Source organism: Stenotrophomonas sp. JAI102 (assembly GCF_013409105.1).
Taxonomy (GTDB): Bacteria; Pseudomonadota; Gammaproteobacteria; order Xanthomonadales; family Xanthomonadaceae; genus Stenotrophomonas; species Stenotrophomonas maltophilia_AA.
Genome location: NZ_JACCCI010000002.1, coordinates 110,354 through 124,161, shown reverse-complemented (window position 1 = coordinate 124,161; position 13,808 = coordinate 110,354). Strand labels below are relative to the sequence as shown.

The window sequence follows — 13,808 nt, the reverse complement described above, 5'->3', positions numbered from 1 at the left end:
TTGGCGTGAAGGTCGCTTTTTCCGCAAGAGTACGGCGCGCAGACTGCGCAGCCTCATTCCCCACCGGTATCCGTCCATGTCCCGTGGTATCCCCTTGGCCTTGTTGGCGTTGACGCTGGGTGCGTACGCCATCGGCACCACTGAATTCGTCATCGTCGGCCTGATTCCAACCATCGCCGCCGACCTTGGCGTCACCCTGCCCTCGGCCGGCCTGCTGGTGTCGCTGTATGCACTGGGCGTGGCGGTCGGTGCGCCGGTGCTCACCGCGCTGACCGGCCGGGTGCCGCGCAAGACCCTGCTGGTCGCGCTCATGCTTCTGTTCACCCTCGGCAATGTGATCGCCTGGATGGCCCCGGGCTACGGCGCGCTGATCGTGGCGCGCGTGCTGACCGGCCTGGCGCACGGTGTGTTCTTCTCGATCGGCTCGATCATCGCCACCTCGGTGGTGCCCAAGGAAAAGGCCGCCAGCGCGATCGCGATCATGTTCACCGGCCTCACCGTGGCGTTGGTTACCGGCGTGCCGCTGGGCACCTTCATCGGCCAGCACCTGGGCTGGCGCGCCACCTTCCTGGCCGTGGCCGCGCTCGGCGTGATCGCGCTGATCGGCAGCCTGCTGTTCGTCCCGCGCAACCTGCAGCGCAGCGCGCCGGCCACGTTCGGCCAGCAGCTCGCCGTGCTCGCACAGCCACGCCTGCTGCTGGTGTATGCGATCACCGCGCTCGGCTACGGCGGCACCTTCCTGTCGTTCACCTACCTGGCCTCGATCCTGCAGGACGTCACCGGCTTCTCCGCCAACGCAGTCAGCGGCGTGCTGCTGGTGTATGGCGTGTCGGTGGCGATCGGCAATCTGTGGGGCGGCCGCCTGGCCGACCGTCGCGGCCCGATCCCGGCACTGAAGCTGATCTTCGCGTTGCTGGCCGCCGTGCTGTTCGTGCTTACCTTCACCGCCTACAACACTTGGCTGGTGCTGCTGACCGTGCTGGCGCTGGGTGCGGTGGCCTTCGGTAACGTGCCCGGGCTGCAGGTGTACGTGGTCAAGCAGGCACAGCGGTTCGCCCCGCAGGCCGCCGATGTGGCCTCGGGCCTGAACATCGCCGCGTTCAACGTCGGCATCGCACTCGGTGCTTCGCTCGGTGGCCTGGTGGTCGATCACTTCGGGCTGATGCATACCCCGTGGCTGGGCGCGCTGGTGGTGATGGGGGCCTTCGGCCTGACCGCATGGAGTGGCCGCCTCGACCGCCGCGATGGTGTGGCCGACCGCGCCGAAGGCATCGCGGTGAGTGCGCATTGATCGCTCCCGGCAGCGGACCGACGGTCGGCAGTACGCGACAGCAGTCGCCCAACGATTCGTTTCACGCAACCGCAGGCGACCAACGGTCGGCTCTACGTCGCTTTACGGTGCACGGCGTAGCCTGCACCTCACCCCATGAAGGAGTTTCCATGAGCATTCCCGCATTCGGCCTCGGCACCTTCCGCCTGAAGGGCCAGACCGTGATCGACTCGGTGCGCAACGCACTGGACGTCGGCTACCGCGCCATCGATACCGCACAGATCTACGAGAACGAGGCCGAGGTCGGCCAGGCCATCGCCGAATCCGGCGTGGCCCGCGATGATCTGTTCCTCACCACCAAGATCTGGATCGCCAACTTCCAGCACGACGCCTTGCTGGCCAGCCTGCGCGAGAGCCTGCGCAAGCTGCGCACCGACCATGTCGACCTGACGTTGATCCACTGGCCGTCGCCGAAGGACGCGGTGCCGATGGCCGAGTATCTCGGTGCACTGGCCGAGGCCAAGTCGCTCGGGCTGACCCGGCAGATCGGCATCTCCAACTTCACCATCGCCCAGACCCGCCAGGCCATCGACATCCTCGGGGCCGACGCGATCGCGACCAACCAGATCGAAGTCCACCCGTACCTGCAGAACCGCGCGCTGATCGCGTTCCTGAAGGAACAGGGCATCCCTGTCACCGCCTACATGAGCCTGGCCTACGGCGAAGTGCTCAAGGACCCGGTGATCCAGGCCATCGCCGACCGCCACCAGGCCACCCCGGCCCAGGTCGCGCTGGCCTGGGCGTTGCAGCAGGGCTACGCGGTGATTCCGTCCTCGACCAAGCGCGACAACCTGGCCAGCAACCTGCTGGCGGCCGAGCTGCGGTTGAGCGAGGAAGACATGGCGCAGATCGCCACGCTGGATCGCGGGCATCGCCTGGCTAACCCGGAAGCGATCGCGCCGGCCTGGGATTGATCGGTAGCGCCCGACCGTTGGTCGGTCGTTGGTGGTGCGTGCCGACCAACGGTCGGCACCTACCCCTGCAACCACGCGCGCATTGCCGCGCTGACCTTGTCGGGCTTCTCCATCGGGGCCAGATGCCCGCAGTCGGGCAGCACGACCAGGTTCGAGTGCGGCACCAGCGCATGCATCTCCTCGCTGATCGCCAGCGGGGTGATGCGGTCGTTCGCACCGCACACTATCACCAGCGGATCGCGATACCCGGCCAGCACGTCATGGCCATCTACCCGATCCAACGCACTCTGCCGCAGGAACACGTCCGCGCCCAGCCGCGCCGTCATGTCGCGCACGCGCTGGACCAGCACGTCGTCATCCAGCCGCGAGGCGTCGATATAGCTGCGCATCAACGTGTCGCCGAAGCCGTGGAATTTCCCGGGCAGGCGCACGCTGGCCCGCTGGGTCTGGCGCTGCCTGGCGCGCTCGGGCGAGTCGGCATGGATCGAGGTGTCGATCAGGGCCAGCCGCAGCACCCGCTCCGGCGCGGTGCGCAGGATCGCCTGCGCCACGAAGCCGCCCAGCGAGAATCCCGCCAGGGCAAAGCGCGCCGGTGCCTGTGCCAGCACATCCTCGACCACCGCCTGCATCGTCTCGCCGCGGGTCTGGTCGCCGACGATGCAGTCGGCGATATCGGAGAGGTCGGCGATCTGCGCACGCCAGAGTTCAGCGTCGTTGAGCAGGCCGGGGAGCAGCAGCAGGGGGATGCGATCGGTCATCCCGTATTGTCGCCCCGCCCACGTGCATGCGCCGTACCGCGATCGGCTCAGTGCGTTGCAGGATCGGGCGCCTGCGGCACCTGTACGTCCTGCACCGGCAGCGTCACCACCATCACCGTCGAATCGTCCGGGTCGAGCTTGGTCTTGAAGCCGAGGCTCTGGCACATCGCCAGCATGGTGCTGTTCTCGCGCAGCACCTGGCCTTCGATGATGTTCAGGCCGAGCCATTGCGCGTACTCGATCATGATCGCCATCAACCGCCAACCGATGCCGTGGCCCTTGAGGTCGGAGCGGATCAGGATGCCGTACTCGCCGCGGTCGTAATCGGCATCGGCGTGCAGCCGCACCGCGCCGAGCATGTCGCCGTTGCGTGGGTCGATGGCGACCAGCGCGATGGAGCGCGCGTAATCGAGCTGGGTCAGGCGTGCGATGAACTCGTGGCTGAAGTGCTTCACCGACTGGAAGAAGCGCAGTCGCAGGTCGTCGTCGGTGACGCGCGCGAAGAACGCGCGGAACAGCGCGTCATCCTCGGGGCGGACCGGGCGCACGAACGCCGGCGCGCCGTCGGACAGGGTGATGGTGCGCTCCCATTCCTTGGGATACGGGAACACCGCGAAGCGCGGATGGCCGCGGCCCTTGTGCAGCTTGCGCGACGGTTCGATCGCCACGCGCGCATCCAGCGCGATGACGCCGTCGCGGTCGGCCAACAGCGGGTTGATGTCGAGCGTGCGGATCTCGGGAATGTCGGCGGCCAGCTGGGCGAGCTTGACCAGGATCAGGGCGACCGCGCGCTCGTCGGCGGCCGGGACATCGCGGTAGGCCTTGAGGATGCGTGAGACCCGCGTGCGTCCGATCAGTTCATGCGACAGGCGCAGGTCCAGCGGTGGCAGGGCGATCGCCTTGTCGTCGATCACTTCGACGGCGGTGCCGCCACGGCCGAACACGATCACCGGGCCGAAGGTCGGGTCGTCGGCAATGCCGGCGATCAGCTCGCGCGCCTTGGGCCGCACGATGGTGGGTTGCACCAGCACGCCATCGATGCGCGCATCGGGTCGCTTCTCGTGCGCGCGCGCGATGATCGAGGTGGCGGCCGCATGCACCGATTGCAGCGTGCTGAGGTTCAAGCGCACGCCGTCGACATCGGACTTGTGCGGGATGTCGGCCGAGAACACCTTGATCGCCACCGTGGCGCCCTGCTCCAGCAACGGCTGGGCCAGGTCCATCGCCTCGTGGGCATCACGGGCCTGCATCACCGGGGCCGACGGAATGCCGTACGCGGTGAGCAGCTGGTGGGTGGCGATCGGGTCCAGCCACTGCTGGCCCGCGGCGAGCGCAGCGTCCACCAGCGCACGCGCGCCGGCGGTATCGACCACGAAATCCTCGGGCAGGCTGGGCGGAGTTTCCATCAACGCGGCCTGCGCATCCCGGTAGCGCACCAGATGCTGGAAGCCGCGGACGGCCTCGGCTTCGGTGGGATAGGTCGGCACGCGCGCGGCGTTGAGCGTGGCGGTGGCACGGTCGTCGTTGCCCAGCCAGACCGCGAATACCGGCTTGTCGCGGTGATAGCGGGGACGCAGGCCAAGCGTGCGGGTCAGCGCCTGGGCGGCATCGGCCGAGGAGGTGAACGCGGTGGGCACGTTGACCACCAGCACGGCGTCGTTCTCGGTATCGGACATCAGCGCTTCGATCGCGGCGGCGTAGCGGTCACCATCGGCATCGACCACGATGTCGACCGGATTGCTGCGCGACCAGCCTTGCGGCAGCACCGCATCGAGCTGGGCGACGGTGGCCGGCGACAGCTCGGCCAGGCTGCCGCGCAGGGCCAGCAGCTGGTCCACCGCCAGCCGCCCCACCCCGCCGCCATTGCTCAGGATCGCCAGGCGGCGACCGGGGAACGTGCCGAGCCGGCCCAGCGTTTCGGCGGCGGTGAACAGTTCGTCCAGCGCACTCACGCGCAGCAGGCCCGCGCGGTTGAATGCCGCGCCGTAGACCGCATCGGCGCTGGCCAGCGCCTGCACGTGGGTATCGGCATCGGGATTGATGCGGATGTGGCGGCCGGATTTGACCACCACCACCGGCTTGGCGCGCGCAGCGGCACGCGCGGCCGACATGAACTTGCGCGCGTCGCGGATGTGTTCGACGTAAAGCAGGATCGCGCGGGTGCGGTAATCGGTGGCGAAGTAATCGAGCAGGTCGCCGAAATCCACATCCAGCGTGTCGCCCAGCGAGACCACGGCGGAGAAACCGACCGAGCGTGCCACGCCCCACTCCACCAGGGCCGCGGCAATCGCGCTGGACTCGGAGATCAGGGCCAGGTCACCGGCCTGCGGGAAATGCGCGGCGATGCTGGCGTTCAAGCGCGCATGCGGGGCGATCACGCCCAGGCAGTGCGGGCCGAGGATGCGCAGGCCCTTGGGCCGGGCGGCCGCCTCCACCTGCGCGGCCAGCGAGCCCGGGCCTTCGCCCAGGTTGGCGGTGAGGATGATCGCCGCACTGACACCGCGCTCGGCGGCGGTGGCCACCACCTGCGGCACGATGCTGGCCGGGGCGGTGATCACCACCAGTTCCGGCACCCAGTCCAGGTCCTTGAGCCGCTTCACGGTGCGGATGCCGTCGATCTCGCTGTACCGCGGATTGATCCAGGCGACCTTGCCGGGGAACCCGGTGTCGCGCAGATTACGCATCACCGCACGGCCGGCGGAGCGTTCACGCGGGCTGCCGCCGATCACGGCGACCGACTGCGGGCGGAAGACGGCTTGCAGGTGGTAGGTGCTCATGCGACCAGACAGTAACAGGGACGGAGGTGGTTAATAACCACCTCCGTCCCTGTTATTAACGACCTCCGTCCCCGTTAAAGGAGGGTGCCGCGCAGGATCATCGCGGCGATGCTGAAGTAGATGACCAGGCCGGTGACGTCCACCAGCGTGGCCACGAACGGGGCCGAGGCGCTGGCCGGGTCGAAGCCGAGGCGCTTGAGGATGAAGGGCAGCATCGAGCCGGACAGCGATCCGAAGGTGACGATCCCGACCAGCGCCGCGCCGATCGTCAGCGCCAGCAGCTGCCAGTGCTCGCCGTAGTCGTGCAGGCCCAGCAGCTGCCAGGACACGATGCGGATGATCGCCAGCACGCCCAGGATCGCGCCCAGGGTGATGCCGGTCGGCACCTCGCGCAGCGCCACCTTCCACCAGTCGCGCAGGCGCAGCTCGCGCAGGGCCAGGCTGCGGATCAGCAGCGAGGTCGCCTGCGAGCCGGAGTTGCCGCCCGAGCTCATGATCAGCGGGATGAACAGCGTCAGCACCACCGCGCGTGCCAGCTCGTCCTCGTAGTGCTGCATCGCGCTGGCGGTCAGCATTTCGCCGAGGAACAGCACGCTCAGCCAGCCCGCCCGCTTGCGCAGCATCTCGAAGAAGCCGATCTGCATGTACGGCTTTTCCAGCGCTTCCATGCCGCCGAACTTGTGCACGTCCTCGGTGGATTCTTCGATCAGTGCATCCAGGATGTCATCCACGGTGACGATGCCGAGCACGTGGTGCTGCGCATCGACCACCGGGATCGCGAGCAGGTCGTGGCGGCGGATCAGCTGCGCGACCTCTTCCTGGTCCATCTGCACCTCCACCGTCACCGGCGGGTTGACCTGGGCGACGTCGAGGATGGGTTCCTCCGGCAGCCCGGTGATCAGCCGGCGCATGGTCACCACCTGCACCAGCGCGCGGGTATGCGGGTCCAGCACGTAGATCGCGTAGACGGTCTCGCGGGTGCGCTCGACCTCGCGGATGTGCTGCAGGGTGCGCCCGACCGTCCAGTCCGAAGGCACGCTGACGAACTCGGTGGTCATCAGCGCACCGGCGGTATGCGCCGGGTAGCTCAGCAGCTGCTGGATCGCCTTGCGCGCTTCCGGGCTGAGCAGCGGGATCAGGCGCGCACGCTCGTCCTCGTCCAGCTCGTGGACGATATCGGTGGCGCGGTCATCGGCCATCAGCCCGAGCAGGGCGGCCGCGCGGGCCACAGGCATGGCCGCCACGAGATCGCCCCCGCGGTTGAGCTCGGGCTGTTCGAGCATCTTCACCGCACGCGGCAACGGCAGCGCGGCCAGCGTGTCCGCGGCGCGCGACAGGCTCAGCGTGTTGAGGAATTCCACCGCATCGGCGGTGTTGAAATTATCGAGGGGTGCGCTCAACGAGGCGGCATCGGCCACCGGGCGCAGCAGGTCTTTCTGGTTCATCGTATTCGCCTGTGGGTATCGCATTGCGCGACGCCAACGCTGGCGAACCGACCCGTGTCAGGCGGTAGCCATCGCTGGCGTCGAGCAAGGTCGACTTCTACTGTCGCTGGACATGGGTTGGAGACTCCGGAGGGGTGTACTGCCGACGGCGGACGCGCCAGCAGCGGCGGGCAGTCTGGACCCGGGTGTGACGCAGGTCAACCCTTGGGCCGCGGCCCGTTCGGGTGACAGTGGCCTTCGGCGTCCATGCCGGCCGCATAATGGTGCGTGGCCCCGGCCACGGGCCCCGGCTGCCGGGGAGGTTTCCCACCCGCACGGCACACGATCCCATGAGCAGGTTCTCCCATGCATAGCGGCGCGCTCGAGCTGGCCCTGGTGCTGCTGCTGGCCGCGGTGATCGCGGTACCGGTCTTCAAGAAGCTCGGCCTCGGCGCGGTGCTCGGCTACCTGGCCGCCGGCGTGGTGCTCGGCCCGGATGGCCTGGGCTTCGTGCAGGACGCCGACCGCATCCTCAGTGCCGCCGAGATCGGCGTGGTGATGCTGCTGTTCGTGATCGGCCTGGAACTGTCCCCCGCCCGCCTGAAGGTGATGCGCCGCTCGGTGTTCGGGGCCGGCGCGCTGCAGGTGGCGCTGAGCGCGCTGGTGCTGGGCAGCCTGCTGATGCTGGATCACTTCCAGTGGAAGAGTGCATTGATCGTCGGCATCGCGCTGGCGCTGTCTTCCACGGCGGTCGGGCTGCAGCTGTTGTCCGAACACAAGGCGATCAACAGCGATTACGGGCGGCTTGGCTTTGCGATCCTGCTGTTCCAGGACCTGATCGCGATCCCGTTGCTGGCGGCGATCCCGCTGCTCGGCGGTGTGCGCAACGACACCCTGCAGTGGAATGACGTCGCGATCGCGATCGGTGCCCTGGCGGTGGTGATCCTGTGCGGCCGGCCGGTGCTGCGCCGGCTGTTCAACATCATTGCGCGCACGCGCAGCCCGGAAGTATTCACCGCGACCGCGCTGCTGGTCGTGCTCGGCACGGCGTGGTTCATGCAGGAGGCCGGCCTGAGCCCGAGCCTGGGCGCCTTCCTGGCCGGTGTGCTGTTGTCCGATTCGGAATTCCGCCACGAGCTGGAATCGCAGATCGAGCCGTTCAAGGGCCTGCTGCTCGGCCTGTTCTTCATCGCCGTGGGCATGGGCATCGACCTGGACCGCATCGTCGCCGAGCCGATGATGATCGCGGCGGGCGTGGCGATCCTGCTGGTGGTGAAGTTCGGCCTGCTGTTCGGCATCGGCAAGCTGGCCAAACTGCGGACCCGCCACGCGGTGCTGCTGGGCAGCGTGCTGTGGCTCGGCGGCGAGTTCGCGTTCGTGGTGTTCAACGAGGCGCAGCGCGCGCATCTGCTCGGCAATGCCAACCATGACCGGCTGGTGGCGATCGTCGGCCTGTCGATGGCGATCACCCCGCTGCTGATGATCGGCCTGATCCGCCTGCTGGGTCGCGATGAGGGGCCCAAGGCCCCCGCCCAGCCGGCCGACACCGTCGATATCAACGATGTGCAGCCCCAGGTGATGATCGCCGGCATGGGCCGCTTCGGCCAGGTGGTCGCGCGCCTGCTGACCGCGCAGAAGATTCCGTTCGTGGCGCTGGAGTCGAATCCGGACACGGTCTCGGACCTGCGCCGCTTCGGCAACAAGCTGTATTACGGCGACCCGACCCGGCCGGAAATGCTGCGTGCCGCCGGCGGCGAGCACATCCGTGTGTATGTGGTCACGCTGGATGATCCGGACGCCAACATGCGGGCCACGCGGCTGATCCGGCGCATGTACCCGGATGCGGTGGTGCTGGTGCGCGCGCGCAATCGACAGCATGCGTGGCGTCTGATGGACATGTCCGCCGAGCCGTTCCGCGAGGTGTTCGGGACCAGCCTGGAACTGAGCGAACGGATGCTGATCGCGCTCGGCATGTCGGTGGAGACCGCGCGCAACCATGTGCAGCGTTTCCGCGAGCACGACGAGAAGCTGCTGCGCGACCAGTACCTGGTCTACGACGACGAAGCGGCGGTGATCCAGACCTCGCGCGATGCGCGTGCGGACCTGATGCATCTGTTCGAGGCGGATGCGGAGAGTGATGGGAAGGGTGCGGACGGCGCCCCACCGCGTTGATGAACCTGCGGGTGCACCTGCCCGTGCATCATTGAGCGCTGCCGGCCAGCGGCCGGCACTACCAGGCGGGGCTCAGCCGTTATCGCGCAGGAACCGGGCCATCGAGGACACCCCCGGCACCAGCGGTTCGAATTCGCCGGCGACGTCGATGAAACCACGCATCACCGCGATCTCGCGCGGGCTGCGGTTGAGTGCGTCGCGCACGTCCGGGTCGGCGCCGGCACGCAGCAGGCGCTGCACCAGCAGCGGCAGTCCGTGCAGGGCCGCCAGATGCAGCGGGCCGAAGCCACGCGGATCCCGCACGTCCAGCGAGACCTCTTCGTCCAGCAGGCGCTCCACCGCGGCGAGCACGATCTGCTCGTCGCAGGCGGTGCCCGGTTCGGCGCGGGCGCCGAGCAGCAGCAGCAACGGCGTGACCGAGCCGGCGGCGGCCTGGTCCGGTTCGGCGCCGGCCAGCAGCAGCGTGTCGAGCAGCGCGAGCAGACGCGAGCGATCGCGCGCACTGAAGCCGTACAGCGCGGCGCAGTGCAGCGGGCCGAGCTGCTGGGCATCGCCCGCATGTACGTTGGCACCGGCGGTGAGCAGGCGCGAGACGATGTCCGGCAGGCCCAGCGCCGAGGCCAGCATCAGCACGGTGACGCCGCCGGGCAGGCGGTATTCGAGTTCGGCACCGGCATCGAGCAGGGCTGAAACGATATCGATCTGGCGCATGCTCACCGCGGCCGACAGCGGCGTGGCGCCACTGGCCGCAGCATGCTGCGGATTCGCGCCGCGGGTAAGCAGCAGGTCGACCACGGCCAGGTGACCGCCACCGGCTGCACGCAGCAGGGCGGTGCAGCCCTGTGCGTCGACCACATCGACGCCGAAGCCGAGATCGATCAGGCGACGCACGGCATCGGCATCGCCGGCCATCGCCGCAGCCGGCAGGTCGCCGTCGCGCAGCGCGCGGCGCGGCAACGGCCATACCCGCCAGTCCAGCCAGTCGGCGAGGTCGCGGCGGCCGATCGACAGCGCCACGCCCAGCGGCGTCTGGCCGTCGGCCGCACGCGCTTCGGGTGAGGCGCCCTGCTGGACCAGCAGCTTGATCGAGCCTTCGCGTGCGAGCGCGGTGGCCAGATGCAGCGCGGTCATGCCATGGCTGTCGCGTGCTTCGCGGTCCACGCCCTGGGTGAGCAGCGCCTGCTGCAGGCGCAGCCAGCCCAGGCGCACGGCCAGCGACAGCGGCGGGTCGCCGGCCGGCGATGGCGCGAACGGATCCGCGCCGCGTTCCAGCAGTTCCAGCGCAAGTTGTTCCAGCCCGCGCGAGGCGTGGTCGTGCTGGGCGCAGGCGCTCAACAGCCGTGCCAGGCCACCGCGACCGGCCGGGGACAGGCCACGGCGCAGCAGCACCTGCAGCGCAGGCACCGCGTCGATGCCCCGCGCCAGCAGCGCGAACATCGGGGTATCACCGCAGGCATCGAGCACTTCGGGCGCCGCGCCGTGCGCGAGCAACCAGTCCAGCGCCTGTGGGTCCAGCGCCAGTTCGGCATCGTGCAGCAGCGCACCGAGTTCCTCCGGCGCGCACAGGCGGGCCAGCGCGGCCATGCCCTCCACGTTGCCGAAGCCCAGCGCTTCGCGCAGCAGTTCCAGCGGCGGGCGGTCCGGCAACGAGGGCGCGGCCGCATCGCTGTCAGCGGACATCACCAGGCCATCGCTGACCGCGGACGGCAGCGGGTAGGCGGGATCCAGCAGCGAGACGATCGCCCAGCGGCCGGCGCCGGCGGCGATGTCCACCGCACGTCGGCCCTGTGGATCGGCCACGTCGACGGCGATGCCCAGGTCGCGCAGGCGGCGCACCAGCAGCGGCGACACGTTGTCCGCCATGCAGGCCAGCAGTACCGCGTTGCGTCCTTCGCCATCGACCGCATTGAGGTCCGGCTGGTGCGGCAGCAGGTGTTCCACCACGCCGGCACGGCCCCCGCGCGCCGCTTCCAGCCACGGCGTGCGCGCCAGTGCATCGCGCGCTTCCAGATTGGCGCCGGCGGCCAGCAGCACATCGATGATGTCGACATGGCCGGCCAGCGCGGCTTCGTGCAGCGCGCTGCGGCGCTGGCGGTCGCGCGCGTCGGCGCGGGCCTTGTGCTTGAGCAGCAGCTGCACACCAGCCGGATCGTCTTCTTCGGTACCGGCGGCGGCAAGCAGCACGGGCGTACCTTCGGCCGGCTCGGTCTTCGCGCCGCGTTCGAGCAGGAACTTGGCCAGGCGCCAGTTGCCGACCTGGCAGGCGACCGCCAGCGGTGACCAGCCATCGTCGTTCAGCGCATCCACTTCGGCGGCGGCATCGCGCAGCAGGGCGGCGACGCCGGGATCGGAGCTGCGCGCGGCATGGTGCAGGGGGGTGTTGCCTTCGCTGTCCACCGCACGCGGGTCGGCGCCGTTGGCGAGCAGGGTCATCACCGCCTCCGGGCGACCGTGCCAGCTGTCGCGGGTGGCGGCCAGCAGCGGGGTCATGCCGCGATGCGGCGCGTTGACGCCCACGCCGCGGGCGATCAGTTCACGCAGCAGGCGCAGGTCCGGCAGCACCGCGGCGAGCACGGCCAGGCTGCGCTGGTCGCGCCAGGCCGGATCAGGCAGGCCGTGCGGGTCCGCGCCGGCCTGCAGCAGCTGCAGGGCGCGGTCGACCCGGCCGCTGCGCGCGGCGTCGTACAGCGCCGGCTGTTGTTCGTGCAGGCCAATCGATTCCAGCGGCGTGGGCTCGGCGTGGTGCCCGGCGAACGGATCCTCGCGGTCGCCACTCATCTGGACCGGCAATGTCGCCGTCAACGCGTCGGCCGGGGCGATCGCCTGCAGCAGCACGTGCGCCAACGGCGACAGCAGCACGACCGCAGCGGCGATCGGCCAGTGCAGTGCGTCCGACACCAGCCCCGGCCACGCCGGCAGCACTACCAGCGCGCAGACCAGGACCACCAGCGCGGCGACGGCCAGGCCGCGCCAGGCGGTCAGGTCGCGCCCGGCCAGCGTCTGCCAGTGGCGCGCCAGGCTGCCTTCGCTGCGCTCCACGTCATTCCACAACGGCCAGGTCCGCCAGACCCCGAGCAGCGCGGCACTGACCGCCACGCTCAGGCCCAGCACGGCCGCCAGACTGCCGCTGTCGTGCAACGCGCCCAGCGGCCAGGCCACCAGCAGGGTCAGCAACAGTGGGCCGAGGGACCACAGCGCCAGCAGCGCGGGAGCATCCTGGCGCGCGACCTGTGGCAGCGCTTGCAGCGGCCGCGTGCGGCGCCACCACGACACCGCCAGCGCGAACGCTGGCTGGGCCAGCGCGGCACACACGGCACCGGGCACGCCACCGACAGCCGCAGCCAGGGCCAGCAGCACGCCGAGCGCGGCAGCGGAGGCAACGGCGCGGGGGCGTTGGGCGTCAGTCATTGCGTCGCGGGATCCGGACCGGCGCCAGAGGCGGCGGCGGCAGCTGCAGGTGGAATCCCCGCTCGGTCAGGTTCTGGCGCACTTGTGCGGCATCGGCCTGGGCGAGGCGACGGTCGGGAGTCAGGGCCACTTCGAGAACGAACTGGAACGGCGCCAGCGAGGCCTTCACCGCGTCCGGGATGACCGAGAAGTCATCACGAACGGCGAGATAGACGAAGCTGTCCTGCTTGCGTTGGCTTTTATAGACGTAGGCTTGCATGCCGCAGGGCTTTGCCCAGGGTAGTGAATGGCAATGATTGTGGAGGAAAGCCGGCACAGGTGAAAGCTGCGTGCACGGTCTGCTGTCGGTTTTCCGTCGCGGGACAGCACGAGGTTCATCAATGTCGCGATGCCGTTCAGCTGGGCGCCGCTGCAGTCTGCCCATGCCGCTGTGATGAATGCGTCGCTGCGTCGTGCCCGGGACGGGCGTGGTTGGCGGTCCTGCCGACCGCGACCACCGCCCCGAAGGGACGGTGGCCGAGCGTGCTTACTTCACCTTGGCGTAGGTGCCCTTCAGCGCCACGCCGGCCAGGATCGCGCCTGCATAGCATTCGTAGTTGGTGGTGCTCTTGAACTCGTTCTTCTTGTAGTAGCTGACGATGTCGACCACGGCATTGGCACCGCGCGACCTGGCGCCATCCTGCAGCGCGCGCAGCGCGGACAGGGCCACCCAGCGGCAGGCCTCGGCGTCGCTCTTGTTGGCGGCGTTGGTCTTTTTGTTGGTCACGTCCTCGCCCAGACGTTCCACCACGCTGACCTTTTCACCGGCCAGATAGAACTTCACGCTGCCGTCGATGCCGACATTGCGGGCTTCAGCGGAATTGACCAGCTCATGCAGCGACTGCTCGACACGGGTGTCGCGGGCCTGGGCGGTGCTGGCAACGGCGAGCAGGGCGGTGGCGGCGATCAGGGCAAAATGACGCATTCAACGTTCTCCTTGTTGGTGGGATGCGAGGGGTCTACGGAAAAGCCGGCCCGCGACGCAG

The 13,808-nt window shown here is 69.2% G+C and carries 9 protein-coding genes; 3 read left to right on the top strand and 6 right to left on the bottom strand.

Annotated elements, in window-relative coordinates:
* Positions 1 to 76 precede the first annotated feature (76 nt).
* Together HDC96_RS09185 and dkgB are read left to right on the top strand one after the other, a co-directional pair.
* Positions 77 to 1,291, top strand: a complete 1,215-nt coding sequence (locus HDC96_RS09185) for an MFS transporter (RefSeq protein ID WP_179459737.1) — start codon at positions 77 to 79, stop codon at positions 1,289 to 1,291.
* 149 nt (positions 1,292 to 1,440) lie between these two features.
* On the top strand, positions 1,441 to 2,244 hold the full coding sequence (dkgB, locus tag HDC96_RS09180) for a 2,5-didehydrogluconate reductase DkgB (RefSeq protein ID WP_179459736.1): 804 nt from the start codon (positions 1,441 to 1,443) through the stop codon (positions 2,242 to 2,244).
* Positions 2,245 to 2,303: 59 nt separating this feature from the next.
* Here the strand turns inward: dkgB and HDC96_RS09175 are convergent, their stop codons facing one another.
* From HDC96_RS09175 to mgtE, 3 genes are all read right to left on the bottom strand, one after another.
* A complete protein-coding gene (locus HDC96_RS09175) occupies positions 2,304 to 3,002 on the bottom strand; it encodes an alpha/beta fold hydrolase (protein ID WP_179459735.1) in 699 nt (232 codons plus the stop codon).
* Between the two features lie 47 nt (positions 3,003 to 3,049).
* On the bottom strand, positions 3,050 to 5,779 hold the full coding sequence (locus HDC96_RS09170) for a bifunctional acetate--CoA ligase family protein/GNAT family N-acetyltransferase (protein WP_179459734.1): 2,730 nt from the start codon (positions 5,777 to 5,779) through the stop codon (positions 3,050 to 3,052).
* 74 nt (positions 5,780 to 5,853) lie between these two features.
* Positions 5,854 to 7,224: a magnesium transporter gene (gene mgtE, locus HDC96_RS09165; protein WP_176987840.1), complete on the bottom strand. Its 1,371-nt coding sequence runs from the start codon at positions 7,222 to 7,224 to the stop codon at positions 5,854 to 5,856.
* Positions 7,225 to 7,569: 345 nt separating this feature from the next.
* On the opposite strand from mgtE, the gene HDC96_RS09160 reads away from it, so the two are divergent.
* Complete coding sequence (locus HDC96_RS09160; RefSeq protein ID WP_179459733.1) at positions 7,570 to 9,375, top strand: monovalent cation:proton antiporter-2 (CPA2) family protein; 1,806 nt, start codon at positions 7,570 to 7,572, stop codon at positions 9,373 to 9,375.
* Positions 9,376 to 9,447: 72 nt separating this feature from the next.
* Here HDC96_RS09160 and HDC96_RS09155 read toward each other — a convergent pair whose 3' ends face one another.
* From HDC96_RS09155 to HDC96_RS09145, 3 genes are all read right to left on the bottom strand, one after another.
* Positions 9,448 to 12,783 carry an ankyrin repeat domain-containing protein gene (locus HDC96_RS09155; protein ID WP_179459732.1) on the bottom strand — a complete coding sequence of 1,112 codons (3,336 nt, stop codon included), beginning with the start codon at positions 12,781 to 12,783 and terminating at the stop codon, positions 9,448 to 9,450.
* Complete coding sequence (locus HDC96_RS09150) at positions 12,776 to 13,042, bottom strand: YcgL domain-containing protein (RefSeq protein WP_176987837.1); 267 nt, start codon at positions 13,040 to 13,042, stop codon at positions 12,776 to 12,778. Before HDC96_RS09150 ends, HDC96_RS09155 begins: the two co-directional genes overlap by 8 nt.
* Positions 13,043 to 13,309: 267 nt before the next feature.
* A complete protein-coding gene (locus HDC96_RS09145; protein WP_179459731.1) occupies positions 13,310 to 13,747 on the bottom strand; it encodes an excinuclease ATPase subunit in 438 nt (145 codons plus the stop codon).
* Between the last annotated feature and the right edge of the window lie 61 nt (positions 13,748 to 13,808).

Excerpts from the sequence above, each read along its gene's own strand:
- HDC96_RS09155 (WP_179459732.1), bottom strand. The coding sequence starts at position 12,783 with ATGACTGACGCCCAACGCCCCCGCGCCGTTGCCTCCGCTGCCGCGCTC.
- dkgB (WP_179459736.1), top strand. The coding sequence starts at position 1,441 with ATGAGCATTCCCGCATTCGGCCTCGGCACCTTCCGCCTGAAGGGCCAG.
- HDC96_RS09145 (WP_179459731.1), bottom strand. The coding sequence starts at position 13,747 with ATGCGTCATTTTGCCCTGATCGCCGCCACCGCCCTGCTCGCCGTTGCC.
- mgtE (WP_176987840.1), bottom strand. The coding sequence starts at position 7,224 with ATGAACCAGAAAGACCTGCTGCGCCCGGTGGCCGATGCCGCCTCGTTG.
- HDC96_RS09185 (WP_179459737.1), top strand. The coding sequence starts at position 77 with ATGTCCCGTGGTATCCCCTTGGCCTTGTTGGCGTTGACGCTGGGTGCG.
- HDC96_RS09150 (WP_176987837.1), bottom strand. The coding sequence starts at position 13,042 with ATGCAAGCCTACGTCTATAAAAGCCAACGCAAGCAGGACAGCTTCGTC.
- HDC96_RS09175 (WP_179459735.1), bottom strand. The coding sequence starts at position 3,002 with ATGACCGATCGCATCCCCCTGCTGCTGCTCCCCGGCCTGCTCAACGAC.
- HDC96_RS09170 (WP_179459734.1), bottom strand. The coding sequence starts at position 5,779 with ATGAGCACCTACCACCTGCAAGCCGTCTTCCGCCCGCAGTCGGTCGCC.
- HDC96_RS09160 (WP_179459733.1), top strand. The coding sequence starts at position 7,570 with ATGCATAGCGGCGCGCTCGAGCTGGCCCTGGTGCTGCTGCTGGCCGCG.